This window comes from Brevibacillus sp. HB1.4B (assembly GCF_013284285.1).
Taxonomy (GTDB): Bacteria; Bacillota; Bacilli; order Brevibacillales; family Brevibacillaceae; genus Brevibacillus; species Brevibacillus porteri.
Map to the genome: position 1 here is coordinate 349,219 of NZ_JABSUT010000002.1, position 20,738 is coordinate 369,956.

Sequence of the window (20,738 nt, forward strand, 5' to 3'; positions counted from 1 at the left end):
ACAACTCTTGGCAGTGTCAACCGAAGCAACCCCACCACGATGAGATTCCTCCTTGCCCTGACTTATGCTACACTGTGACTGGCAGCTCTCTATCTATTATTCTAGCCATTTTTTTGATCTGAGGTGACTTTTATGGCATTTGATGGCGTAGTAACCCGCTCCGTTACGCGGGAATTACATAAACTGGTAGGAGGACGCATCTCGAAAATCCACCAGCCCCACCATAGCGATATTGTTATGCAAGTACGGACACAAGGAGAAACGGTAAAGTTCCTCCTGTCTGCAAACCCGACTTATCCGAGACTTCATATCACGACAGAAGAATTCACGAATCCGCTGGAAGCTCCGATGTTTTGCATGCTATTGCGCAAGCATTGTGAGGGCGGTGTAATTGAATCTGTCCAGCAAATCGGGATGGAGCGAATCATTCACATCGACGTACGCACGCGGGACGAGCTGGGTGACACGGCTGTCCGCCGAATTATTGTCGAGATCATGGGCAAGCACAGTAACATCATCCTCATCGATCCTGCAACCGGAATGATTTTGGATAGCGCCATGCATGTGACGCTCGCCATTAGCCAGTATAGACAAGTTACGCCTGGCAGACCTTATGTTTCTCCTCCGAGCCAAGATAAGCGCGACCCTCTTACTGTAACCGAGCAAGCGTTTATTTCTTCCCTCGACTGGAACGGCGGTCGTTTGGACAAGCAAATCGTAGAAGGCTATACCGGGATCAGTCCGTTATTGGCAAAAGAAATTTTGCACAGAGCCGGCCTTGCGAATCGTGAAACACTGTGGGCTGCCTTTTCACAGGTGATGAAGGCAATCAACGCTCATGAATATGTTCCATCCATTGTACAGGCAAACGGCAAAGCGTATTTTCACGTCGTCGAGCTAACTCATCTCTCAAACGGGGTTACCACCCCCTATCCTTCCATTCAAGAATGCTTGCAGGCATTTTACGAAGGAAAGGCGCTCCGTGACACTGTCAAGCAGCGTGCGCACGATTTAATTCGTTTTGTCACTTCTGAGCGCAATAAAAATGAAAAGAAAATCGAGAAGCTCGAACAAACATTGCAAGATGCGCATGAAGCAGATCAGTTCCGCCTGTACGGTGAATTGATCACCGCCAATATGCACCAAATGAAGCGAGGGGATCGCGAGCTCGTCACAGTCAACTGGTATGATGAAGCGGGAGGTACCATCACGATTCCGCTCGATCCGTTGAAGACCCCTTCGGAAAATTTACAGTCGTATTACAAGCGGTATAACAAGGCCAAAAACAGCCTTTCCATCGTGAGTGAGCAGATTGAGCAAGCGCATGCTGAACTCTTGTATTTGGACGGCGTATTGGTTCAACTGGAACATGCCACCTTAAAAGATGCAGAAGAAATTCGCGAGGAGCTCGTTGAGCAAAGCTACATGCGAGATCGTAAAAAACGCGGTCCGCGCAAGAAAAAAGAGACCAGACCAGAGCTGGATACGTACCTTTCTTCGGACGGTATTGAGATTTTGGTCGGTAAAAACAATAAACAAAATGAATACTTGACCAACAAGCTCGCATCGTCGCAAGAAACATGGCTACACACCAAGGATATCCCTGGCTCCCATGTCGTCATTCGCGCTCGGGAATTTTCAGATGAAACGTTGCTTGAGGCAGCGAATCTGGCGGCTTATTTCAGTCGTGCCAAAGAAGGAAGTCAAATTCCCGTAGACTACACGCTCATCAAACACGTAAAAAAACCGAGCGGGGCCAAGCCTGGCTATGTGATCTACGAGCAGCAACGAACGCTGTATGTGACACCAGATGAAGCACTGATCCGCCGTTTGAAATCAAACACCTCTTCTACGAATAGTGCGACTACCTAAGTTCATACTAAGGGCATGAAAGGTGGTGTTCGCTCTTTGAACATCGTTCTCAAGCTCTTGTTTAACGGAATCATTACCATTCCAGGGCTTTGGTGGTCGGGGACGTCCCTTATGTTTGCAGTGCTCGCAAGCGTGATTGTCAGTTTACTGGGTTATGTACTTGATTTGACAATCCTCCCGCGTACGAACAATACGTTTGCGAGCTCCGCTGATTTCTTGTTCGTGTTTGCCTCCTTGTGGCTTGGCTGTTACTTGTTTGGTCAGACCATATCCTTATCTGGTTTATTGTTGACGGCATTTGCCATTACGGTGGTCGAATACTTTTTCCATGGATACCTGCAACGGCACGGTGTCCATCATTCCAAACATCCGGGCTGAAGCATCATTTCTATTTTGGAAGGAGGATCAGGATGAACGTCATTGGTATCATCCAGACCGATCTTAACGAATTCAACGTGCTGTTTGAGCAGCAAGGCGGGCAAGGCGGAAATGGACAAGGACAGCAATCGCAAAACAGCGGACAAAACAACCAACAAGACCAAGACAGCGACTCGATGTTTCTCAGCTTTCTTGATGAGCAGCCGAGTTCCAATGAAAACAGCGGTCAAGGGAACAGCCAAGGTGGGCAACAGCAAAATGGCGGCGGCCCGCAAGAACTAACCGTTCGCATTAAAGGAATTCCTGAGGGACAAAAAGCAAACTTCCTACAAATGTATCAAATTCTTCAAGACGCCCAAGACTCCCAAACACTTGAAAAGGACCTGACCATTGTCGATCATGGGGATCAAGACCAAGGCTCCCAAAAACAAGGGCAGGGGCAGGGCCACGGCTCGGGCAAACAAAACAAAACCACCCATTAATCAACGTATAAAAAACAAAAACCACCTGGAAGCAGATTCCAAGTGGTTTTTTGTGCTATCGGCAATTCATTGCATTCATAAACGGCCAAGTCCCCGCTCTGCCGTTGACCTCATGTTTCTATAACCTGCGCTCACACAGGTGGGCGACCCTTCTGCACTTCAGCCTTCCCATGCATCCCAAAAGGAGGTGGGCCTGACATCCATCACAGTTTCCGTCTCCCAAAAAACACGTATAAGGTTAGAAACATTTACGGCCTATCGAACATCGCAGGATCTTGATGTCCCTACTTTATCACAGAATGGCCCTTTGCTCAACGGATAAAGTTCCCTTTGGACTTTTATCTCATCCATTTTCACGGAGTTGTCATACAATCCCGAGAATAGTTCTATTCCAATTTCGCCAACCTAGAGAGGAAAACGAATGAAAGGAAGGAAAAACATGCAATTTCGAACAAATATGCTGACAACCTGCTTACTCGCCATGAGCCTGACTGCTGTATCATTCCCCAGCATCCTTTCGCCCGCAGCAGCTAGCACACATTCTCATCCTGTTGGCGAAGACAAGGGGCAATACGAGAATGAATCGTTTCGGAATATTACGATCACCAAAACAGGCGAAGGACAATATACGATTAAGGGTGAAGCACGCGTGAACGAAGCCAACGTTCGATTCGTCGTGACAGACGGAGACAAGACATTGGCCAATAGCTTTGTGACAGCAAGCACGGGTGCCCCCGAGTGGGGGAGCTTTTCTATCGATCTCAAGCTGGACCCGAGCGCAAAATCACCAGCGCTCTCTTTGTTCGAGGAAAGTGCAGCGACAGGACAGCGCATTCATGAGCTAAACATCCCACTGCCAAAATAAATCAGCGCTACGTCCGCTTCAGCTTCGCTTGTACGAGCATCTGAAATTCAGGACGTGCGATCAGGGACGGCTGCTGTTGCTTTTCCCAGGCCAGTGCATATTCTAGGCCGTTTGCTTGGCAGCGTCCCAACCCTTCTTTTGTGACGGCATACGCTTGCTTCGGCAGGCGCCGTACCGCAGCAACCAATTTTTCAACCTCACTTTCGACTTGATTGGCTTCTACCGCTCGATAGATCAAGCCGATTTCCTCCGCTTTTTTCCCTGTAATCTTTTCTCCCAGCAGTGCGAGACGCTTCGCCCACGCCGTACCAACAAGCCTTGGCATAAGGTATGTCCCGCCAAAATCCGTTGTCAGACCAATCTGGACAAAAGGCTCCTGCAACAGGGCGTCTTCCGTCGCAATGACAAAATCAGCATGCAACGCGAGATTGAGTCCCGCTCCGACGGCTACTCCCTCGATGACTGCAATCACAGGCTTTGGCATTTGATGCAAGTTAGTGATGAAATCATTAATGATCGTCAATGATTGATCAGCGTCACTCTTATCCGTCAGCGCAGTCAACACGCCCAAATCAGCACCGGAGCAAAAGTTCCCCCCTGCTCCCCGCAAAATAAGCACATCGACCTCCTCATCTGCTGAAGCTTTTGAGATCGCGTCCTGCAAAAGGGAAAACATTTCAAGCGTCATCGCATTGAGGACGTGTGGCCTGTTGAGCGTAATCGTGCAGATTCCATCAACTTTTGTTACGATCAGTTGCGTATGATGATCCTGTTCCATCATTTTTCTCACCCTTTCCTATAAAGAAGCGGCAGGAATAACCCCCTGCCTTTGCAGCCTGCTCAAATCCTCCTCTGTGAGGTTCAGCTTGCGTTTGAGCAGCTCGTACGTGTAATCGGTGTGCCAAGGGGGTGACAACCGCTCCGCCCTGTAACGATGCGCGAGACTCTCCCCATGATCGGGCGACTTCTTTTCCAAATAAGGCAGCGTATACGCTATCTCCCTGTTCGCAACGTATGGATTATCTACCCAGTTTTCCCAATCTTCAACGGCGGTCAGACAGCAATCCACTTCACTGCCCAGTTCACTCCACTCGGCTTGGGTTCTGGACAGAAACAGTGCTTTCATATCGTCAAACACCTCTGGATGCAGAGAAACGCTAGCTCGGTGGCATAGCTCCCAGTCTGCTCTTCCTACCGCACGGCAAAAATTGAGCCAGAACTTTTCTTCCAATGCAGCAAGTGCGACATACTGGCCGTCTGCTGTCTCATACACCTGATACGCCAGCAGACTCCCTCTCCCGGTCTCCCGTCCAATCGAGGAGCTGTATGACATAAACAGTGCATGAAGCCCTGTCCAAGAACTAAACAAGTCAGCCGACGAAACATCCAAATATGCTCCTCGTCCTGTCCGCGCACGTTGAACAAGCGCCGCGCATATTTGTTCACTGGCATACAACCCGAGCGCATAATCAGAAAGCGGAATATCTGCAACGACAGGCTTGCCTTCCAGATCGCGAACCAGTGAGAGAAATCCGCTTACTGCCTGGACATTCAAGTCATGCCCCCCTATTTGGTATAGCTCGCCGCTTTGGCCATAGCCCGTCACGGAGCAATAAATGACAGCAGGGTGCATCTCGAACAGGCGATCGTAATCCAGTCCCAAATGACGCATCACACCTGGTCGATAGCTTTCCACCACGACATCAGCCTGTCTGGCCAGAGCAAACGCGAGCGCTTTTCCCTCATTCGTCCGCAAATTCAAGGAAATACTTTTATGATTGCGATGTGAACGCAGGTAAAACGCTCCCGTCTCTCTAGCTTCAGGATGAGAAGGTCTGATTAACGGTGAGTGAGTTTTGTCGTGAAACGGTTCCACCTCAATGACCTCTGCCCCCAAATCAGCCAGGCGCATCGTACAAATCGGACCTGGAAGATGGCGAGAAAAATCAACTATCGTCACTCCCGTCAACATGATTTAACTCCCCCCTTCACCGACTACACTCTCTTGTAATTCGAGATGAACGACTGTTCACCCTCTTTTTAAATAGAAAATTCAAACAAATATAAAAAGCCGTCCCAAGTGGAACGACTTTTCCAAGAACGGTTATTTAATAAACCGGAGAGTGAGCGGGTAACGGAATTCTTTTCCCTCGTTCGCTTTCACCGCAGCGATAATAACGAAGATCGCCCAAAAAATAAAGAGGGCTCCCAATAAAAGTGCGCCGATAAAAATGATGATCAGCAAACTTGAAATGGCGGCATAAATCGTCACCGAGATGCTAAAATTCAGTGCCTCTTTTCCATGCTGATAAAAAAAGGCTCCCTCTTCACGCTTGATCAACCATACGATTAAAGGTCCTAGTACATTGCCGAACGGAACGATAAAACCAAGGAAGGCAGATAGATGCACGATCATCGCCCACATTCGTTCCTCTTTCCCATTCAGGAATTGCATATCCATACCTCCATTAATCCTTTTCCTCTATTGTACGACAAATTGCGCAAAACTTGCGAAAAAACGAAAAAAGCGCCACCACGGCGCCTTTCTCTATTAATACTTGCTCTCGTGACTTCCACCGTAACCGCCGCCGTACCCTCCACCGTACCCGCCACCATGAGAGGAGCCGTAACCATCATAGCCGCCGCCAAAGTGGCCCCAACCACCATAGTGGCCTCCACCTCCACAATGTCCGTGTCCCCAACTACGACCGTATGGTTTGCAATGGGTTTTGTAGTGTGGCTTGTAGAAGCAATGCTTTCTGTACACTTTCTTTTCGCAGCATTTAAAGCATCTGCGACGAGATCTTCTGCATCCGCAACTCATTAACCTCACTCCTTCCTGTTCGTTACATCTACAAGGTATGTAGGTGAAGGCATATCGGCATGGACATCAGTCTATATACTAGTCAAAATCAGCGGATGTCTCGTAGGCTATTCAGTATGGTCAATGGGTAACGAGCTTGCGCAGCTCATTAATACCATGGTGGTCAGGAATTTCTTGAAATTCCTTTACTTTTGGCAGCGTAAGCAAATGTGGTTTCACCATATAGCCAGGCTTGGAAATATACACGACGTCAGAGGATGCAATCAAATCAAACACTTCTGCATGGTTCGCTTCTATTGTCCGAATATCCAAGTGCGTAATGCCTGCGTTGTAGAGATCATTGATCATACCCGCACCACCTCGTATGGTCGCACAGATCAATCCGACTTTCGTATTTCGTGGGTAGGCCTCCATGGCAGGGATCACCGTCGTTGGGTCCGGGATAAAATCAAGGCTAACGATCGGAGGCGCATCCTGCGGGAGTTTCAGGTTAACGGAAGGTGGGATAACGATGGCTTTGTATTGCTGCAAAAAATTTGCATCGCATTCTACCTGCTGGGAAAAATCCTCGACGGTTCTCCCTTCAACCATCACACTCGGAAGATGGTACTGCACCAAACGCATATATTCAGTGACCTCCAGCTCTGTGAACCGCAAAAAAAGAACCGGAAACTGATTGATTTCTTGCAAAACACAGGACAGAACGCGCGAGAATTCATCTATGGTATAGCCCATTGCTTTTACTTTATGAATGGTTTCTTTGGCGAGTAAAGCAAGATGGATCGGGTTACGTGACAAGAGCGTGTCACTTGCGCTATTGGTTACAATCGTCCCCCTCCCTTGCCGACAATCAACTAGCCCTTCTTGCTGGAGACGCAAATACACGCTGCGAACGGTGTTGTAATTGACTTTCAACTGTGCCGCCAACTCCCTTACCGTTGGCAGCTGCTCTTGGGAAGGAAGCTCACCGCTTCGAATCGAGGATGAAATTTGTTGATATAATTGCTCGTGATAAGATATATTGGATTCCTTTTTCAAGGTCAAAGGTAGCATGTATTCACCTCTCCAAAAGTAATTGAAATGATCGTAAAGGAATTCAAAATCTATCGTCAATAGAAGGGAAAGCATGAAGCCAGTGTACCGGGTCATACTAATTCAGATGACAATTCCTTAGGAAGAAGGTGCCTTCGTGGGAGAACACAGCCGTTTTCGTGAAGGAGAAAAGTCTCCGAAAAATGCCGTATACATGGAGATTGGTGAGTCTGGTGCAAGTGTGCAGAACCCGATGATCATCGAGCTTTCCAGAGGGGAAAAGTTCCCCGCTACACGAAATAAAAATCGCGTATGGACGCAAAAGTAAGGAATGCAAAAACCAACCTGGCACCATGCACAAGGTTGGTTCTCTTTTTTACTACTTTTCGTCGTCGTCTTCGTCGTCTTCATCCTCTTCGTCTTCTTCATCGCCACTCAAGTAAATAATGGCGACACCCAAGCTCTCCAATAACGAAAGGACTTCTTTGTTCAACTCCTGATCCATGAGCAATCCCAGGCTTTCCACGAGCTCGAGCTCTTCCAGTTCTCCCTGTTCAGCATCCTCGATCAGTTCTATGATTTCGGTCATTCGCTTTTTTTCCAATACGGCTACGAGTTCATCTCTTGTCATAAATGGTTTTACACCTCATTTTCTACTCTCTATGCTTTATAATAGTACATAAACGAACCATTGAAAACCAAGTAGTGAGGTGAAGATCACCATGTATCCGCAACCGTATCTGGATTATTTGATCCAGTTTCATGTAGAACGCGATTATTTTGAGTGTCATGAGATTCTCGAGGAGTATTGGAAAAGCGCTCCTCCACATGAACGACAGCCAGTGTGGGTTGGTTTGATTCAAATCTCCGTCGCTCTGTATCACCAGAGACGCGGGAATCAGTCAGGTGCAATCAAAATGCTCACAAGCGCCATATCCCTTGTCAAAAAGCATCAACTTGACATCCAAAAGCTTGGGTTGGATAGTGACAGTCTGGCTAACCTGCTTGAAGAGCGCCTGACGGAAATCCAAAATGGTCAGCCCTATCGAAGCCTGTCCCTGCCCATGTCCGATGCTTTGAAACAGGCGTATCAAGAGGCTTGTACGATGCAAAATCACCCTGAACATCGGGATAGCGATATGCAAGACGCCTACTTGCTGAATAAGCATACCTTGAGGGATCGAAGCGACGTTTTGGCAGAACGCAAGCAACAGCTGCAAATGCGCGAAGCACGTCGAAACAACGAGTCAAACTAGTCTGCGTACAGCTGCAAATAACTGGCCGGGACAGCATCGCTCAAACAATAGCGCTCACCCACGCGGTAAAAGCAAATTCCGGCTTCATGGGCCCCCTTTGCATTCACAGTGACGAGGCGCAATGTGCCTGTCGGCTCTCCAATATGCTCCGGTCTTTCCGCAAGCTGCACATACTCACTGGCAATTGGCAACAGGCCACCAGTGAGTACTTGTTTCCATAATTTTCGATGTGTCCCGTAATAAAGAACGTCAGGTGGTACCATCTCGATAAGCTTGCTTTTTGCAATCGTGGGCAAAAATCCGTAGGTCACTCGAATGAGTGCTCCTCCGTCCCATTCGATACTCCGTTCCGGATCGAATTCCACGACTTGATGAAGATCTTGCCTAGCTATGTATGAGCACCCTTTCAGCGTATGAAGATAGTCCAGCAACGGCTCAATCGGGGTATATCCATACGTGTCATAGTAGAGTTGAAATGCTTCACTGTTTTGCCGAAGTATACTGAGCAATCGCTTGCGCAGTCTCGTTTCTTCACGAATCGCCAGCATCCGTTTCGCCCTCCTATCCAGTCAATAAATCCAGAGAACCACAGCTAGTGCGAGACCCAAATCCGCGAACAAATGACTAATCCAGTTTGGGTAAATCGAAGGAAACATTCCTTTCATCCATCCCCAAATTAGCCCTGCTCCAAAAACCATCGACGTAATGAACAAGCCGTTTCGAAAACCAAAGAGGATCGAAGAGATAATCAGGTGATATAAGGAATAAAAAAAGCTGGAAAGAAAAATGGACATCAAGCGGGATAAGGATGCGCGCAACCGCTGCAATACGAAGCCTCGCCAGAACAACTCTTCCAGCAGCGAGTTAATGAAAACGAGGTAGAACGAAAAGCCCCATATCCAGCGGCGTTCAATCTCCCATGCCTCCATACCTGTTCGAACGGCTTCAGGTCTTCCTGGTTCCTGCAGGAGCAACCAAAGCCCAGCCAGCACTCCTGTCAACATAAGAGCGCCAAATGCCAGTCCGTATAAAGTACCCTGCCATTCAAAATTTCCCCACGCTAAACGCCAGTGCCTTTGCAAATCTCCTTCCCACCATCCGTGAATGACGGGGATACAGATGCAAACAAGCACATGAAAAGAAAAGAACGTGACAATCACGCTATGCTTTTCCACTAGTCCGTAAAAGATCGTGAGTGTCGCAGCGAATCCATACACGATCAACAGTAGCAACGTCCGTTTTCGCGCCATTTACGAATAGCTCCTTTTGGGCGTAATGGCCGCAGTATTGCGTTAGTTTGTCCGTTATGAACACGAAGAATACCCACAAAGACAATAAATATACAAGCGTTTGCATGAATGCTATACTTGAGAAATCGCTTTTTATCAAATGAATGGATCGGTTCAAATTTTTACCTATCTAACGAATGTTTGGAGTGGCTCTCATGTTATGGCGTAATCGTACCTTTCTGCTTTTAATGAGCGGAGAGATCGTCGCGGGAGCGGGCATGTGGATTTCGATTATTGCCAATCTTGCGTTCATGCAGAAACTCGTTCCTTCTGATACGGTGAAGGGCTTGATTCTGATGTGTGGGTTGGTGGTCAGCATCCTCCTCGCCCCTAAAGCAGGTGTGGTAATTGACATGTACGACAAAGGCAAGATCATGCTGTTTGCCAGCCTGGTCCGAACACTCAGCCCCGTCTTCATGTTCCCGGCTCTTGCCAACGATTCTCTTCTGTGGATGATCGTATCTTTGATCGTGATGCAATGCTCTGCTGCGTTTTATTTTCCGACCGTGCAGGCTTCCTTGCCAGCCATCCTTTCCCAGGACGAGTTACTCAAGGCGAACAGCGCATATCTGAATATCTCTACCCTCTCGCGCATTGGAGGAACAGCAATCGGCGGTATACTCGTTGCCTCCATGGACCTGTCCATGCTGTATGTGTGCTCCATCATCGCGTACGCTGTACTCGCTGTCGTCACACTCTTTCTCCGTATTCCGCAAGTGACTTCTCGGAAAATTCAGGAAAAAGTAGAGTTTCGCGAAGTACTGACGATCTCGCGACAGGACCCGGCCTTGTTTGTCGGCTTGATTAATAACGGGTTGATCACCTTGTTCCTTGGCGGTCTGAACCTGATGATCTTGAACTTTAGCGAGCTACAACAGGAACCTCAGCTCATGGGATGGATCTATGCAGCAGAAGGAATCAGCATTTTGATTGGGGGGCTCTTGGCAAAACGTTGGATCGGCCGCAGAAACCTCGTGGCAGCGTCCACCATCATGCTCTTTTTCTTCGCGCTGTCCCAGTTTGGCATGTCATTCGCCGATAACAAATTCATGGTGCTCGCTTCCTTCTCCATGTTCGGCTTTGTCGTTGCTTTCTTCTTCCCGGTCACCGCAACGATTTTCCAGAAGCGTCTACCTCCACACCAGCAAGGGCGATTCTTTTCTTTCAAAAGCATGCTTGATCGTGGATTCTTCTTGTTGGCTCTCGCGATTACAGGAGTTGGGCTGGACATTCTCGGCATTAGCGGCTACCTCCTCTTCATCGGCTCGGTGACAGTGCTCTTTGGCTTATTGACTTTCTTCTACAGTAAAAAGCATAAGCTGGATGTGCGCTCCCACGATGAAGCAGCTGCCTAGAATCGGAATGTAACGTACCATGACAAACGCTTTCCCACTGACCATGCTTTGGTGTACACTAGTGAAAGTATGTTGAACCTTATGGAGGCGTTCTTCCATGCAGATACTTTCCTCTCCCATTTTGGGAATCCTGCTGCCTCTCGTGATGGCTATTGCAGTGATCTTTGTGAGAATGCGTCGGCAAAAAAAGCCGGCTTCTGCAAAAAGTATTATTTTGCCACCTTTCTTTATGGCGACAGGGTTTGCAATGTTCTTGTTCCCCGAGGCGCAATTACCGCCCAAGTTTGATATTGCAGCCTTTGTGGTTGGGCTTATCTTTTCGATTCCGCTGATTATGACGTCACGCTTCGAAATCATTGGGCAAGATGTGTATTTGAAACGGTCCCGTGCGTTTTTCTTCATTTTGTCCGGACTGTTGGTCATCCGACTGATTATTAAACTGATGATCAATGATAGCTTTACACCGATTCAGACAGGTGGACTGTTCTTCTTGCTCGCATTCGGCATGCTCGTACCTTGGCGTATCGCGATGCTGGTGATGTACCGGAATTTAACTAAAAAGACGTTTGGCACCTAGTAAAAAAACCACCTCCAGTGCGAGGTGGTTTTTTTCTTAAAACGCTACATAAAACGGATGCTCTTCTTCTCGTAAACACAACTCAATCCGTTTGCAGAGGCTCTCTTCTAAACGACTATTCCAGCGCTACTAGAAAGTAAGATCCTCCATCAATCTTATACTCGCTATTCTTGCTTGCTCCTTCCAGCCTCGCAAAAAACGGTCGTTGCCCGTGATTTTTCCATGCAGTCTGCGCCAATCCCTCTTCAATCGGTTGGCAAAGCACTACATTTCCACCCGGAAGTTCAAATACTTGGCAGATGGCCCCCAGTTCTTTATCGTGGAATGTTTCGCTCTTCTTCCATCCAAACCAGCTTTGCCAACGTGCTGTTGCCTCCTCCAGATCTGTTACTGCATAGCCTACTGACTGGAGATGCGCTGCACCGTTCGGATGAGCGGCAATGATGCCACGATTTGTCAAATCATCTATTCTCTCCTCATCCGTTTGCGACCATTCGATGAGAAATGGCGGTAGAAGTGCACTATCTGCATCTTCGAGGAACAGCATTCGCCACCGAAGCGTCGTGCCATCATCACGCGTACGACTTCCCGCAACTGGTCCAGTAACCTGCAAACCTTGGATTCGCAGGCGCTCTGCCCACGCATCCATCTCGTTGGTCCGAAGCGCAATCTGGCCAAATCCTTCTCCCTTTGCCTCATCCTCGATGCATTGACGTACGAGCGGATTATCTGATTGTCGCGCAAGCTCCTTGTGTTCAACCGCCAAAAATTCAACATAAGAAAGCCCGAAATAACTAAGGCTATTCCATGTCCCCCAAGACGCATGACGCCCTCCAGCTACCGCATGAAAACCCGCTTGGCAAAATTGTTCCGATGCTTCCTGTGGAGTTCGCTGTACAAAATGAACCAAATGATCAAAAGTTAATCGCACCTTTTTTCGCCTCTTTTCGTAATACTTATAGGATATCAAAATTCATTTATGTAAGGATAGAATCACAAGGGGGAAAAATGAACGAGACCAGATCAAGTCGGGTAAAAGCTCGGCGCAAGAAATCACGTAAAACATGGGTACGTGTTGGAAAGAGCACGCTCCTATTTAGCGTATTGGCCATCTTCGTCGTCGGAACCTATTACCTATTCCAAACTGCCATGGATGGAAAATATGCCAACCCGAACGAGCAGCCTGCTCCTGACAATACTGTGAACCAAAAGACCTCTGTGCAGCTCACCTTTGTCGGTGACATCATGATGTCAGGGAATGTAGAGAAAACCTTACTCGCAAACAGCTATGACTACCCATTCAAGCATGTAAGCTCACTCTTTTTGCAAGATGATATCACGATTGCCAATTTGGAGACGCCGATCACTGCCACAGGTGTTGCCGCACAGAACAAGGCGTATGTCTACAAGTCATCGCCACTTGCTGCTCCTGCCATGAAAAACGCAGGGATTGATGTGGTGAATCTCGCCAATAATCACTCCATGGATCAAGGAGTTCCGGGATTGCTCGATACCTTTGACGCTTTGGACAAGAACCGGATTGAATACGTCGGCGCCGGAAAGGATGCCAACCGTGCCTATTCCCCTGTATTCATAGAAAAGAACGGCATCAAGATCGCGATTCTCGGCTTCAGCAGGGTCATTCCCGAAACAAGCTGGTTTGCAGGGGATTCCCAGCCAGGTATGGCCGCTTCCTATGATCCTACGCTAGCAGTGAAAGCGATCCAAAATGCGAACAACCAAGCGGATCTCGTCGTGGTGATTGCGCACTGGGGAAAGGAACGCTCCGATTATCCTGTCGATCATCAAGAAGAGTTGTCTCGTGCCTACATCGATGCTGGTGCAGATTTGATTGTCGGCGGTCATCCCCACGTACTTCAAGGCTTTGAACGATACAATGACAAATGGATTGCGTATAGTCTCGGCAATTTCATTTTCACACGATCAAGCGAACCCAAGACTTGGGAAACGATGGTTCTGCAAGCAAACTGTACGAAAAGCGGTGATTGTGAGCTGACGATGCTTCCGTTTCACGCAGAATTGGGACAAGCTGTACCCATGAATGAAAGCAACGGCGCTGCCCTGCTAAAACGTATTGAATCCATTTCTGAGAGTGTAGACATACAAAGTGACGGGCGTGTACAGCCGCGCGCAAAAGCGGTGGAGACTGCCCCCTGACAAAAGAAGCCGTGTTTCCAGGTAACTAGAAATACGGCTTTTCTTCTTATTTTTCCTCTTACTTACGCAGATTCGATAATGGGGAAGCAGCGAACTTCTAAGCCAAAATCATTTTTCAATAGGGACTCGTGCTCTTTACTGATTCCTGTCACGATCAAACCTGCACGCAATACGCCCCCCAAGTCGAATTGGACTTTTAGTTTATGCACGTTGACTCCTGCTTGCTGAAGGAAATGCAAGACACGATCTGGCGTAGCAGTATGACATGAGCCCTCTAGATAACACAGGACGCGTTCCTCCGAATCCACCGTGACTCCTGCTTTGTCAGCCGTTTTTTCTTTCCAAGTAGGATGAGGTGTGAATGGCTGTGTCAATAAATAGGCCAAATCCTCTACAACTGCACTTGCTGTAGGGAGCTCTCCTGCCCCTCTTCCTGTAAACAACAAGTCTCCCACGATGTTGCCCGATAGCTGCACAGCATTAAACGCGTCGTGGATTTGCGCCAACGGATGACTCAGCGGAAGCATGGTTGGTTCAACAGATAGGCGAATTCCTTGTTCAGCTTGATAGGCCTGCGCGATGAGCTTGATCCGGTACCCCAGCTCACTCGCAATCCGAATGTGACCCGCTGATAAATCTGAAATCCCTTTACGAACAACATCTGCTAGCGGCAGCGATTCTCCGTAAACAAGCTGTGCCAGGATGTACAACTTGTACATAGCGTCAAAGCCTTCTACATCCGAACGAGGGTCTGCTTCCGCATAGCCCAACTCCTGCGCTTGCTTGAGCACCTCCTGATAAGAGAGCTGTTCTGCTTCCATTTTCGTCAAAATGAAGTTCGTTGTTCCGTTGAGAATACCGCGAACACCTTGGATATCGTTCGTGCGAAGGAACTGCCGGAGCACGCTCAAGATCGGGATGCCCCCTGCCACACTCGCTTCATAGGCCAGATGTACTTGATGCTGATTTGCCAAATCGACTAGCTCTGTTCCTTTTTTCGCCAGAAGTTCTTTGTTGGCAGTTACTACATGGCAGCCCTTTTCGATCAAAGCACGGACGTAGTCATAGGTAGGTTCTACACCGCCCATGACCTCCACCACGATATCCACATCGCTTCTCAATACTTCCTCAAAGTCAGTTGTCAGTAAAGCCGGGTCGACATGAACCGCCCGCTCTTTTTCCGAGTCACGCACCAAGGCCTTGACGATCTCAATTCGTTTTCCCAGACGAGAAGCCAGCTTCTCCTGTTGCGAACGGATCGTTTTGATTACGCCTCCACCCACTGTTCCCAATCCCAATAATCCCACGCGTACCACTTCTGCACTCATCCTGACCACCCCATACCCCGAATTTTAGATAAAAAGAAAAGCCATCTTCGATAAGAAGAAGGCTTGTTAGTAGCTAATGCTCCCCCTCCTTATCTCCCAGGACTTATATGTCCTGCAGGAATTGGCACCTTGTCACAAAATATGCGTGACGGTTGCCGGGCTTCATCGGGCCAGTCCCTCCACCTCTCTGGATAAAGAAAATATGAAATTAAAAAAAACCTTCTTCGCTAAGAAGAAGGTTCATCTACTAATGGAGTAACCCGCTTCTTATCTTTCGAGACGAAACGTCTCGCAGGAATTGGCACCTTGTCGCAATATGCGACGGTTGCCGGGCTTCATAGGGCCAGACCCTCCACCTCTCTGGATAAGAACTATTTATGCTGTTGAGCTTTATTCTAAGAAATTCCAAGGCAAGCGTCAACAAAATTCTTTCTTTTCTGATTGTAAGCTGATTTGACAAGGCTTTCAGTTGGGAGTGAACAGGCTTTCTACCTCTTCCATACTGCAGCAAGTGCAATGAAACACACCCTCCTGACCTTCCTCAGGCAGCTCTTTTTCCTCGACATATCCGCACCATTGGCAAATGAAAAGTTGAATCATCGCACGCCCTCCTCTTCTTTTATCCTGCCCAAAATAAAAAGAACATTTTCCGCTCGACCGTGACGATCGTTAGAAAATGCCAGAAAAAGAGGGACGCACTTGTCCACGCGCTGTTTTTCGCAAGCCATCTCTAACACCTCCCTATCTCCCGTAGGTCTATCAGTGTTGTCGAAACAGGCAGGTCTCCTGACTATGGGTTCATCGTCTAGCGTCGCCTTCCCCGTCTATTTTGATAGACCAGTGGCTTGTTGGACGCTGACTCCCCTCTTACAGTGGCGGGACCGTGTCGGATTTGCACCGAGCTTCCCTATTATCCTTGTGGCGAATTGTTACGCCCGAAGGAACCTGTTTCCACCTATGAAATTGTCTTTTCTCACTACCCTCCTCAAATTTTACCTTATTCTTCCTTGTTTAGCGAACATTGTTCGTGGATCAGTAGCCATTCCTTTCGCCACAAGCCACCCGAATAGCCTGTTAGACTCCCGTTTGCTCCTATAATTCTATGGCATGGCACAATGATGTTCAGCCGATTTTTTCCGTTGGCATTCCCGACAGCCCTCACCGCATTTTCCTTCCCAATCAACGTGGCTAGCTCCGTATACGTAATCTTGTGCGCATAGGGAATGGTGGTCAATGTGTGCCAGACTGATTTCTGAAAGTCTGTCCCTTTCATCCACAGGGGAACAGAAAAGGACTGTCTCTTGCCGGAAAAATATTCGTCCAGCTGTTGCCGGCAAACGAGGAGAGGCTCGTGGCAATTGTCTTCATGTTCAAGCAAAATGGGTTCGTCCCGATCTGTGAATAGGATAGAACATACCCCGTCTTCTGTCCCACTGATTTCCAAGACACCGAGGGGCGATGCATAATCGATTGTCTGTATCCTTTCCATACGAGACCTACCCTAAATACCGCTCTCTCAAAATGGTACTGTGGTGAGCTTCATGTCCTGCAATCACATAAGCCAACGTCCTTGCAGATAGCTTGTTTCCGTTGGCAATTCCTGTACGCAACCACGCTTCTGGAGAGATTCCTCGGACTTGCGCGATAGTCGAAGCACGTACAGCCTTATACTCTTCCAATAAATCAGAGAGGTCTCGTAGCTGAAAACACCCGTGTTCGACAAAAGCATTCTCATCAAAACCGATGAGGGGTGTCTGATCTCCTCTCGCGATTCTCAGTAAGCGATAGCTCATGATGCGTTCTGTATCGACGAGATGACCCAAAACCTCTTTTACCGTCCATTTGCTTGGTGCATACCGATAATCAATTTGCTCAGGCGCAAGTGACGAAAATAGCGCGACTTGCCTCTCTCCTTGTTGCGTAAGGATCGTTAGCAGCTCCCCCTCCGGTACAAGCCCAATATAATAGTCAAAATAAGCGGCGTATTCATCGCGCTCTGGTCGTATGAGCATGTATTTCCCTCCCTTTCATTTTGGATAGACAAATGATGTCTCCATTATTCATTATGTAATCCTTCAAACAATAGGACCCTTGCCGGGGCTGCATCCGTGCCGATCAGCTTGAGTGGTGCAGCTACCAGAAAATAATTGCCTGGGGGGACCTCCGCTAGCCGCAAGCCTTCCACGACAATGACGCCCGCTGCAAACAGTTTTTTATGGGTGGGGTGCCCTTCCTGACTGCGTTCGATTCCAAGTGCATCGGTTCCAATGCCCCGTACCCCCAGCTCACTTACATATTCTGCACCTTCCTCTGACAGAAAGATGAATTCAAAAGAGAACGCCTCTTCAAAAGAGTTTTTCGTTTTAAACAGGACAAAATCTCCACGTTCAAGATCGAAGTTCTCCAAGTCGGAGCGAGTGATCCTGTCCTCTACCGCTGTGAGATCGAGAACCTTGCAACTGCCCACTAGCTTCTCCAATGAAATACTCTCAAATGTATCGCCAGCATTCACCATGTGCAGGGGAGCATCTACATGGGTACCAGAATGAAGATCCATATCGATTCTCGATTCTGTTACATAGCCATTGGTAGCGGTACGTATTTTCGGCTGCTTTTCCGGCTTGTTTTTATACACCGTCATTCCTTCGTACACGGTGGCTGTTACATCATACATTTTCATCCCAAATGCCCTCCCCTTTACTTACCGTTTTTTATGATCCGCAGGAAAAACGATTCCCATCTGTCTTCTTACTTCATCCATGACCTGCATGGTCGTTTTGGAGACATCATGTGAATTCGTTGTAGATTGTCTTGCCCCTATGCTTGCCAAATGTAGGAACTCCCTAATCTCATAATGCATGGTCTTCGGGGTCTGCGGCCTTGTCACTTGCTCGATTCGTCCGTCTCTATAACGAATGTCCACTTCTTTGAGATGGTTGATTCGATCGATCACCATCGTGGCGTCCTCCCCTTGGATTTCTGCTGGCTGATAGGAGGTCGTAATTTTCGAAAAGCTAATGATTGCATCCATCTCTCGATACTTCAAAAGAATGCTGCCTTCCCCGTCCACTCCAGAATCAAGCACAATTCCTTCTGCCTTGATGTCGTCTGGTCTGCCAAAAAGGATGAGTAACGGATAAAGACAATAGATTCCGATGTCCATCAAGGCTCCGTTTGAAAAAGCAGGATCAAAAGCACGTAAAACCTTCCCTTCGCGATAGGCGTCATAGCGCGAAGAATATTGGCAATTGCTAGCAATATAGCGTCGTACTTTTCCCAGCTTGTGCAGGTTGTCTTGTATCGCAAAAAAATTGGGCAACAGCGTAGATTTGACAGCCTCCATGAGCAGCACGTCATTTCTTTTCGCTGCCTCGATCATTTCTTCTACCTCAATTGCATTGGAAGCCAGTGGCTTTTCACACAATACGTGTAGCCCCGCGTCCATGCACTGGATCGCTTGTTCCGCGTGGCAGGAGTTGGGGCTCGCGATATAGACCGCGTCCATATTTTTGCTTGCAGCCATTTCTTCTAGGCTGTTATAGGCGAATGGTGCATGGTACTTGTCAGCGAATTCCTTGGCGCGTTCGATGGTACGTGAATAAACAGCCTGAAGAGAAAATCCTTCTACTTCTTGACCAGCCTGGATAAATTCCTCGGTGATCCAGTTCGTTCCGATTACGCCAAATCGCATCTCATCCGCTCCCTTTTCTTTTGGTCTATCTCGTTGCAGTGACCGGCACTCGTTCTTCGACCTTATCCAGCCACCACACGAATCCGTCCGCAGCCAGCAATTGCTCTGCGGCCTTCGGTCCAAATGAGCCAGCTTCGTACGTAAAGAGCGGCACCAAATTCTCAGCGAAGGCTTCCAAAATCGGTGTCACCCACTCCCACGACAGTCGGACCTCATCCCAATGCGCAAAGTAGGTGGAATCTCCTCGGAGTGCATCGAACAAGAGCAGCTCGTACGCTTCTGGCACGTCTTTTGTCCCCGCACTGAAATCTACCGTCACCGGCTCAATCTTACCGCTATTTGTCGGATTCTTACTATTTACCTGCAAGGCAATACCTTCGTTCGGATTCACGCTAATGATCAACAAATTTGGCGATGTTGTTTCATTTTGCTCCTGATATAGCTTTTCGTGCGGATTTTTGAACTCAATGACGATCCTTGTTGATTTCTCTTGCAGTCTTTTTCCCGTACGAATATAAAAAGGTACCCCTTGCCAAAACGGGTCATCAATCCAGACACGAGTGGCAATATACGTTTCTGTCATCGAAACTGGATCGACACCAGGCTCGTCCCTGTAGCCAGCCACAGGTGTTCCTTGAATATGTCCTGCGCTATACTGACCGCGAATCACGTGGGTGCGGACTTCTTCTTTCTTCATCGGGCGCACGGCCGCCATCACCTTGCGCTTTTCTTCGCGGATATGGGCGGAAGTGATTCGCTTCGGAAGCTGCATGGCGATGATCATGAGCATTTGCAGCATGTGATTTTGGAGCATGTCGCGCAGTGCACCGGCTGGCTCGTAATATCCCGCCCGATCCTCGACGCCGACCGTTTCATTCGCCGTAATTTGCACGTTGGCGATGTACTGGTTGTTCCAAAGAGCCTGGAAGACCGGATTCGCAAATTCGAGAGCCTCGAGGTTTTGAACCATCGGTTTTCCCAAGTAATGGTCAATGCGATATATTTCTTCTTCCAAAAATGCTTTCCCCAGCTTTTCATTCAATTCTTCGGCAGATTGCAAATCATGCCCAAACGGTTTTTCAATGATCAGACGCTTCCAGCCTGTCGTTGAACCCAGTCCACTGACCTTAACATTGGTTGCAATTCCCTCGAAATATTGCGGGGCTACTGACAAGTAAAACATCCGGTTTTGCGGGATCTGCAGCTCTTGCTCTCTCTGCAGGACCAGATCATGTAACGTTTCATAAGCACGCGGCTCCATGACATCTACTTCCGCATAGCGACAAGCAGACAAGAAAGTGTCTAGTTCGTGGGAAGCAATCTGAGCTCGACGGGAAAACTCATGGACAGACTGGCGAACAGATTCCTGAAATTCGTCACCAGACCAGGCCCTTCTCCCTACACCGATAATCGAAAAGGCAGCAGGCAACTTTTGATCTACATATAAGTTAAAGAGCGCAGGGAAAATTTTGCGTTTTGCTAAATCTCCTGTTGCGCCAAAAAGGACAAAGGTCATCGCTTCCATCTACTTTTTCATTCCCTTCATACGTACGCCGTGATGATGGTTTTTGTAGTTACCCTATTATTATTCGAGAAAATCACTGCTTTATC

25 protein-coding genes, 1 other RNA gene and 3 riboswitches are annotated in these 20,738 nt (G+C 48.1%); of the genes, 9 read left to right on the forward strand and 17 right to left on the reverse strand.

What is annotated here, in order from left to right; genetic code table 11:
• Positions 1 to 132: 132 nt before the first annotated feature.
• From HP398_RS06125 to HP398_RS06135, 3 genes are read left to right on the forward strand one after another with little or no spacing between them, the layout of a single operon-like run.
• Positions 133 to 1,872 (forward strand): Rqc2 family fibronectin-binding protein, encoded by a 1,740-nt coding sequence (locus HP398_RS06125; RefSeq protein ID WP_017249470.1) that lies wholly within the window; start codon positions 133 to 135, stop codon positions 1,870 to 1,872.
• Positions 1,873 to 1,908: 36 nt separating this feature from the next.
• Positions 1,909 to 2,250 (forward strand): DUF2512 family protein, encoded by a 342-nt coding sequence (locus HP398_RS06130; protein ID WP_173622142.1) that lies wholly within the window; start codon positions 1,909 to 1,911, stop codon positions 2,248 to 2,250.
• Positions 2,251 to 2,282: 32 nt separating this feature from the next.
• Complete coding sequence (locus HP398_RS06135; RefSeq protein ID WP_173622143.1) at positions 2,283 to 2,732, forward strand: hypothetical protein; 450 nt, start codon at positions 2,283 to 2,285, stop codon at positions 2,730 to 2,732.
• 86 nt (positions 2,733 to 2,818) lie between these two features.
• On the opposite strand, the gene ssrS is transcribed toward HP398_RS06135, so the two are convergent.
• Positions 2,819 to 3,009: non-coding RNA, 6S RNA (gene ssrS / locus HP398_RS06140), on the reverse strand.
• Positions 3,010 to 3,171: 162 nt separating this feature from the next.
• On the opposite strand from ssrS, the gene HP398_RS06145 reads away from it, so the two are divergent.
• Positions 3,172 to 3,597: a Gmad2 immunoglobulin-like domain-containing protein gene (locus HP398_RS06145; protein ID WP_026043157.1), complete on the forward strand. Its 426-nt coding sequence runs from the start codon at positions 3,172 to 3,174 to the stop codon at positions 3,595 to 3,597.
• A gap of 7 nt (positions 3,598 to 3,604) precedes the next feature.
• Here HP398_RS06145 and HP398_RS06150 read toward each other — a convergent pair whose 3' ends face one another.
• The 5 genes from HP398_RS06150 to HP398_RS06170 all read right to left on the reverse strand — a co-directional run bounded on the left by HP398_RS06150 (position 3,605) and on the right by HP398_RS06170 (position 7,474).
• On the reverse strand, positions 3,605 to 4,375 hold the full coding sequence (locus HP398_RS06150) for an enoyl-CoA hydratase/isomerase family protein (RefSeq protein ID WP_026043158.1): 771 nt from the start codon (positions 4,373 to 4,375) through the stop codon (positions 3,605 to 3,607).
• A gap of 18 nt (positions 4,376 to 4,393) precedes the next feature.
• The gene (locus HP398_RS06155) at positions 4,394 to 5,569 is read right to left on the reverse strand and encodes a CaiB/BaiF CoA transferase family protein (RefSeq protein ID WP_173622144.1); all 1,176 of its coding nucleotides are present in this window, start codon (positions 5,567 to 5,569) and stop codon (positions 4,394 to 4,396) included.
• A gap of 132 nt (positions 5,570 to 5,701) precedes the next feature.
• Positions 5,702 to 6,052 carry a DUF4870 domain-containing protein gene (locus tag HP398_RS06160; RefSeq protein WP_017249475.1) on the reverse strand — a complete coding sequence of 117 codons (351 nt, stop codon included), beginning with the start codon at positions 6,050 to 6,052 and terminating at the stop codon, positions 5,702 to 5,704.
• Entirely contained in the window at positions 6,040 to 6,264 is a 225-nt protein-coding gene (locus tag HP398_RS06165; RefSeq protein WP_017249476.1) for a hypothetical protein, read from the reverse strand. The genes HP398_RS06160 and HP398_RS06165 overlap by 13 nt, the downstream gene beginning before the upstream one ends.
• Positions 6,265 to 6,541: 277 nt before the next feature.
• On the reverse strand, positions 6,542 to 7,474 hold the full coding sequence (locus HP398_RS06170) for a GntR family transcriptional regulator (RefSeq protein WP_173622145.1): 933 nt from the start codon (positions 7,472 to 7,474) through the stop codon (positions 6,542 to 6,544).
• Between the two features lie 136 nt (positions 7,475 to 7,610).
• On the opposite strand from HP398_RS06170, the gene HP398_RS06175 reads away from it, so the two are divergent.
• Positions 7,611 to 7,781, forward strand: a complete 171-nt coding sequence (locus tag HP398_RS06175) for a YjzC family protein (RefSeq protein WP_017249478.1) — start codon at positions 7,611 to 7,613, stop codon at positions 7,779 to 7,781.
• 51 nt (positions 7,782 to 7,832) lie between these two features.
• On the opposite strand, the gene HP398_RS06180 is transcribed toward HP398_RS06175, so the two are convergent.
• Positions 7,833 to 8,084 (reverse strand): hypothetical protein, encoded by a 252-nt coding sequence (locus tag HP398_RS06180; protein ID WP_173622146.1) that lies wholly within the window; start codon positions 8,082 to 8,084, stop codon positions 7,833 to 7,835.
• A gap of 91 nt (positions 8,085 to 8,175) precedes the next feature.
• Between HP398_RS06180 and HP398_RS06185 the strand changes: the two genes are divergently transcribed.
• A complete protein-coding gene (locus tag HP398_RS06185) occupies positions 8,176 to 8,709 on the forward strand; it encodes a DUF309 domain-containing protein (protein WP_173622317.1) in 534 nt (177 codons plus the stop codon).
• On the opposite strand, the gene HP398_RS06190 is transcribed toward HP398_RS06185, so the two are convergent.
• Together HP398_RS06190 and HP398_RS06195 are read right to left on the reverse strand one after the other, a co-directional pair.
• A complete protein-coding gene (locus HP398_RS06190; RefSeq protein WP_173622147.1) occupies positions 8,706 to 9,257 on the reverse strand; it encodes an RNA 2'-phosphotransferase in 552 nt (183 codons plus the stop codon). The genes HP398_RS06185 and HP398_RS06190 overlap by 4 nt on opposite strands.
• Positions 9,258 to 9,278: 21 nt before the next feature.
• Positions 9,279 to 9,959: a CPBP family intramembrane glutamic endopeptidase gene (locus HP398_RS06195; RefSeq protein ID WP_173622148.1), complete on the reverse strand. Its 681-nt coding sequence runs from the start codon at positions 9,957 to 9,959 to the stop codon at positions 9,279 to 9,281.
• A gap of 194 nt (positions 9,960 to 10,153) precedes the next feature.
• On the opposite strand from HP398_RS06195, the gene HP398_RS06200 reads away from it, so the two are divergent.
• Both HP398_RS06200 and HP398_RS06205 read left to right on the forward strand, forming a co-directional pair.
• The gene (locus HP398_RS06200) at positions 10,154 to 11,353 is read left to right on the forward strand and encodes an MFS transporter (protein ID WP_173622149.1); all 1,200 of its coding nucleotides are present in this window, start codon (positions 10,154 to 10,156) and stop codon (positions 11,351 to 11,353) included.
• A 97-nt stretch (positions 11,354 to 11,450) separates the two neighbouring features.
• On the forward strand, positions 11,451 to 11,930 hold the full coding sequence (locus HP398_RS06205) for a CcdC family protein (protein ID WP_017249484.1): 480 nt from the start codon (positions 11,451 to 11,453) through the stop codon (positions 11,928 to 11,930).
• Positions 11,931 to 12,045: 115 nt separating this feature from the next.
• Here the strand turns inward: HP398_RS06205 and HP398_RS06210 are convergent, their stop codons facing one another.
• Positions 12,046 to 12,861: a VOC family protein gene (locus HP398_RS06210; RefSeq protein ID WP_173622150.1), complete on the reverse strand. Its 816-nt coding sequence runs from the start codon at positions 12,859 to 12,861 to the stop codon at positions 12,046 to 12,048.
• Between the two features lie 77 nt (positions 12,862 to 12,938).
• On the opposite strand from HP398_RS06210, the gene HP398_RS06215 reads away from it, so the two are divergent.
• Positions 12,939 to 14,108 carry a CapA family protein gene (locus HP398_RS06215; RefSeq protein WP_173622151.1) on the forward strand — a complete coding sequence of 390 codons (1,170 nt, stop codon included), beginning with the start codon at positions 12,939 to 12,941 and terminating at the stop codon, positions 14,106 to 14,108.
• 62 nt (positions 14,109 to 14,170) lie between these two features.
• On the opposite strand, the gene HP398_RS06220 is transcribed toward HP398_RS06215, so the two are convergent.
• The 7 genes from HP398_RS06220 to zwf form a co-directional block, all read right to left on the reverse strand.
• Entirely contained in the window at positions 14,171 to 15,436 is a 1,266-nt protein-coding gene (locus HP398_RS06220; RefSeq protein ID WP_017249487.1) for a homoserine dehydrogenase, read from the reverse strand.
• A gap of 86 nt (positions 15,437 to 15,522) precedes the next feature.
• Positions 15,523 to 15,634: riboswitch (SAM riboswitch) on the reverse strand.
• Between the two features lie 66 nt (positions 15,635 to 15,700).
• Positions 15,701 to 15,807, reverse strand: a riboswitch (SAM riboswitch).
• 94 nt (positions 15,808 to 15,901) lie between these two features.
• A complete protein-coding gene (locus tag HP398_RS31145) occupies positions 15,902 to 16,036 on the reverse strand; it encodes a hypothetical protein (RefSeq protein ID WP_017249489.1) in 135 nt (44 codons plus the stop codon).
• Positions 16,037 to 16,195: 159 nt separating this feature from the next.
• Positions 16,196 to 16,400: riboswitch (cobalamin riboswitch) on the reverse strand.
• A gap of 33 nt (positions 16,401 to 16,433) precedes the next feature.
• Positions 16,434 to 16,925, reverse strand: coding sequence for a methylated-DNA--[protein]-cysteine S-methyltransferase (locus tag HP398_RS06225; RefSeq protein WP_173622152.1), 492 nt, complete (start codon positions 16,923 to 16,925; stop codon positions 16,434 to 16,436).
• A gap of 7 nt (positions 16,926 to 16,932) precedes the next feature.
• Positions 16,933 to 17,448, reverse strand: a complete 516-nt coding sequence (locus tag HP398_RS06230) for a DinB family protein (RefSeq protein ID WP_173622153.1) — start codon at positions 17,446 to 17,448, stop codon at positions 16,933 to 16,935.
• A 44-nt stretch (positions 17,449 to 17,492) separates the two neighbouring features.
• Positions 17,493 to 18,116 carry a cyclase family protein gene (locus tag HP398_RS06235; protein WP_017249493.1) on the reverse strand — a complete coding sequence of 208 codons (624 nt, stop codon included), beginning with the start codon at positions 18,114 to 18,116 and terminating at the stop codon, positions 17,493 to 17,495.
• Between the two features lie 21 nt (positions 18,117 to 18,137).
• Positions 18,138 to 19,127 (reverse strand): Gfo/Idh/MocA family protein, encoded by a 990-nt coding sequence (locus tag HP398_RS06240; RefSeq protein ID WP_173622154.1) that lies wholly within the window; start codon positions 19,125 to 19,127, stop codon positions 18,138 to 18,140.
• A 25-nt stretch (positions 19,128 to 19,152) separates the two neighbouring features.
• Positions 19,153 to 20,652 (reverse strand): glucose-6-phosphate dehydrogenase, encoded by a 1,500-nt coding sequence (gene zwf / locus HP398_RS06245; protein ID WP_173622155.1) that lies wholly within the window; start codon positions 20,650 to 20,652, stop codon positions 19,153 to 19,155.
• Positions 20,653 to 20,738 lie beyond the last annotated feature (86 nt).

Excerpts from the sequence above, each read along its gene's own strand:
- HP398_RS06125 (WP_017249470.1), top strand. The coding sequence starts at position 133 with ATGGCATTTGATGGCGTAGTAACCCGCTCCGTTACGCGGGAATTACAT.
- HP398_RS06135 (WP_173622143.1), top strand. The coding sequence starts at position 2,283 with ATGAACGTCATTGGTATCATCCAGACCGATCTTAACGAATTCAACGTG.
- HP398_RS06145 (WP_026043157.1), top strand. The coding sequence starts at position 3,172 with ATGCAATTTCGAACAAATATGCTGACAACCTGCTTACTCGCCATGAGC.
- HP398_RS06150 (WP_026043158.1), bottom strand. The coding sequence starts at position 4,375 with ATGGAACAGGATCATCATACGCAACTGATCGTAACAAAAGTTGATGGA.
- HP398_RS06155 (WP_173622144.1), bottom strand. The coding sequence starts at position 5,569 with ATGTTGACGGGAGTGACGATAGTTGATTTTTCTCGCCATCTTCCAGGT.
- HP398_RS06160 (WP_017249475.1), bottom strand. The coding sequence starts at position 6,052 with ATGCAATTCCTGAATGGGAAAGAGGAACGAATGTGGGCGATGATCGTG.
- HP398_RS06165 (WP_017249476.1), bottom strand. The coding sequence starts at position 6,264 with ATGGTGGTTGGGGCCACTTTGGCGGCGGCTATGATGGTTACGGCTCCT.
- HP398_RS06170 (WP_173622145.1), bottom strand. The coding sequence starts at position 7,474 with ATGCTACCTTTGACCTTGAAAAAGGAATCCAATATATCTTATCACGAG.
- HP398_RS06180 (WP_173622146.1), bottom strand. The coding sequence starts at position 8,084 with ATGACAAGAGATGAACTCGTAGCCGTATTGGAAAAAAAGCGAATGACC.
- HP398_RS06185 (WP_173622317.1), top strand. The coding sequence starts at position 8,176 with ATGTATCCGCAACCGTATCTGGATTATTTGATCCAGTTTCATGTAGAA.
- HP398_RS06190 (WP_173622147.1), bottom strand. The coding sequence starts at position 9,257 with ATGCTGGCGATTCGTGAAGAAACGAGACTGCGCAAGCGATTGCTCAGT.
- HP398_RS06195 (WP_173622148.1), bottom strand. The coding sequence starts at position 9,959 with ATGGCGCGAAAACGGACGTTGCTACTGTTGATCGTGTATGGATTCGCT.
- HP398_RS06200 (WP_173622149.1), top strand. The coding sequence starts at position 10,154 with ATGTTATGGCGTAATCGTACCTTTCTGCTTTTAATGAGCGGAGAGATC.
- HP398_RS06205 (WP_017249484.1), top strand. The coding sequence starts at position 11,451 with ATGCAGATACTTTCCTCTCCCATTTTGGGAATCCTGCTGCCTCTCGTG.
- HP398_RS06215 (WP_173622151.1), top strand. The coding sequence starts at position 12,939 with ATGAACGAGACCAGATCAAGTCGGGTAAAAGCTCGGCGCAAGAAATCA.
- HP398_RS06220 (WP_017249487.1), bottom strand. The coding sequence starts at position 15,436 with ATGAGTGCAGAAGTGGTACGCGTGGGATTATTGGGATTGGGAACAGTG.
- HP398_RS31145 (WP_017249489.1), bottom strand. The coding sequence starts at position 16,036 with ATGATTCAACTTTTCATTTGCCAATGGTGCGGATATGTCGAGGAAAAA.
- HP398_RS06225 (WP_173622152.1), bottom strand. The coding sequence starts at position 16,925 with ATGGAAAGGATACAGACAATCGATTATGCATCGCCCCTCGGTGTCTTG.
- HP398_RS06230 (WP_173622153.1), bottom strand. The coding sequence starts at position 17,448 with ATGCTCATACGACCAGAGCGCGATGAATACGCCGCTTATTTTGACTAT.
- HP398_RS06235 (WP_017249493.1), bottom strand. The coding sequence starts at position 18,116 with ATGAAAATGTATGATGTAACAGCCACCGTGTACGAAGGAATGACGGTG.
- HP398_RS06240 (WP_173622154.1), bottom strand. The coding sequence starts at position 19,127 with ATGCGATTTGGCGTAATCGGAACGAACTGGATCACCGAGGAATTTATC.
- zwf (WP_173622155.1), bottom strand. The coding sequence starts at position 20,652 with ATGGAAGCGATGACCTTTGTCCTTTTTGGCGCAACAGGAGATTTAGCA.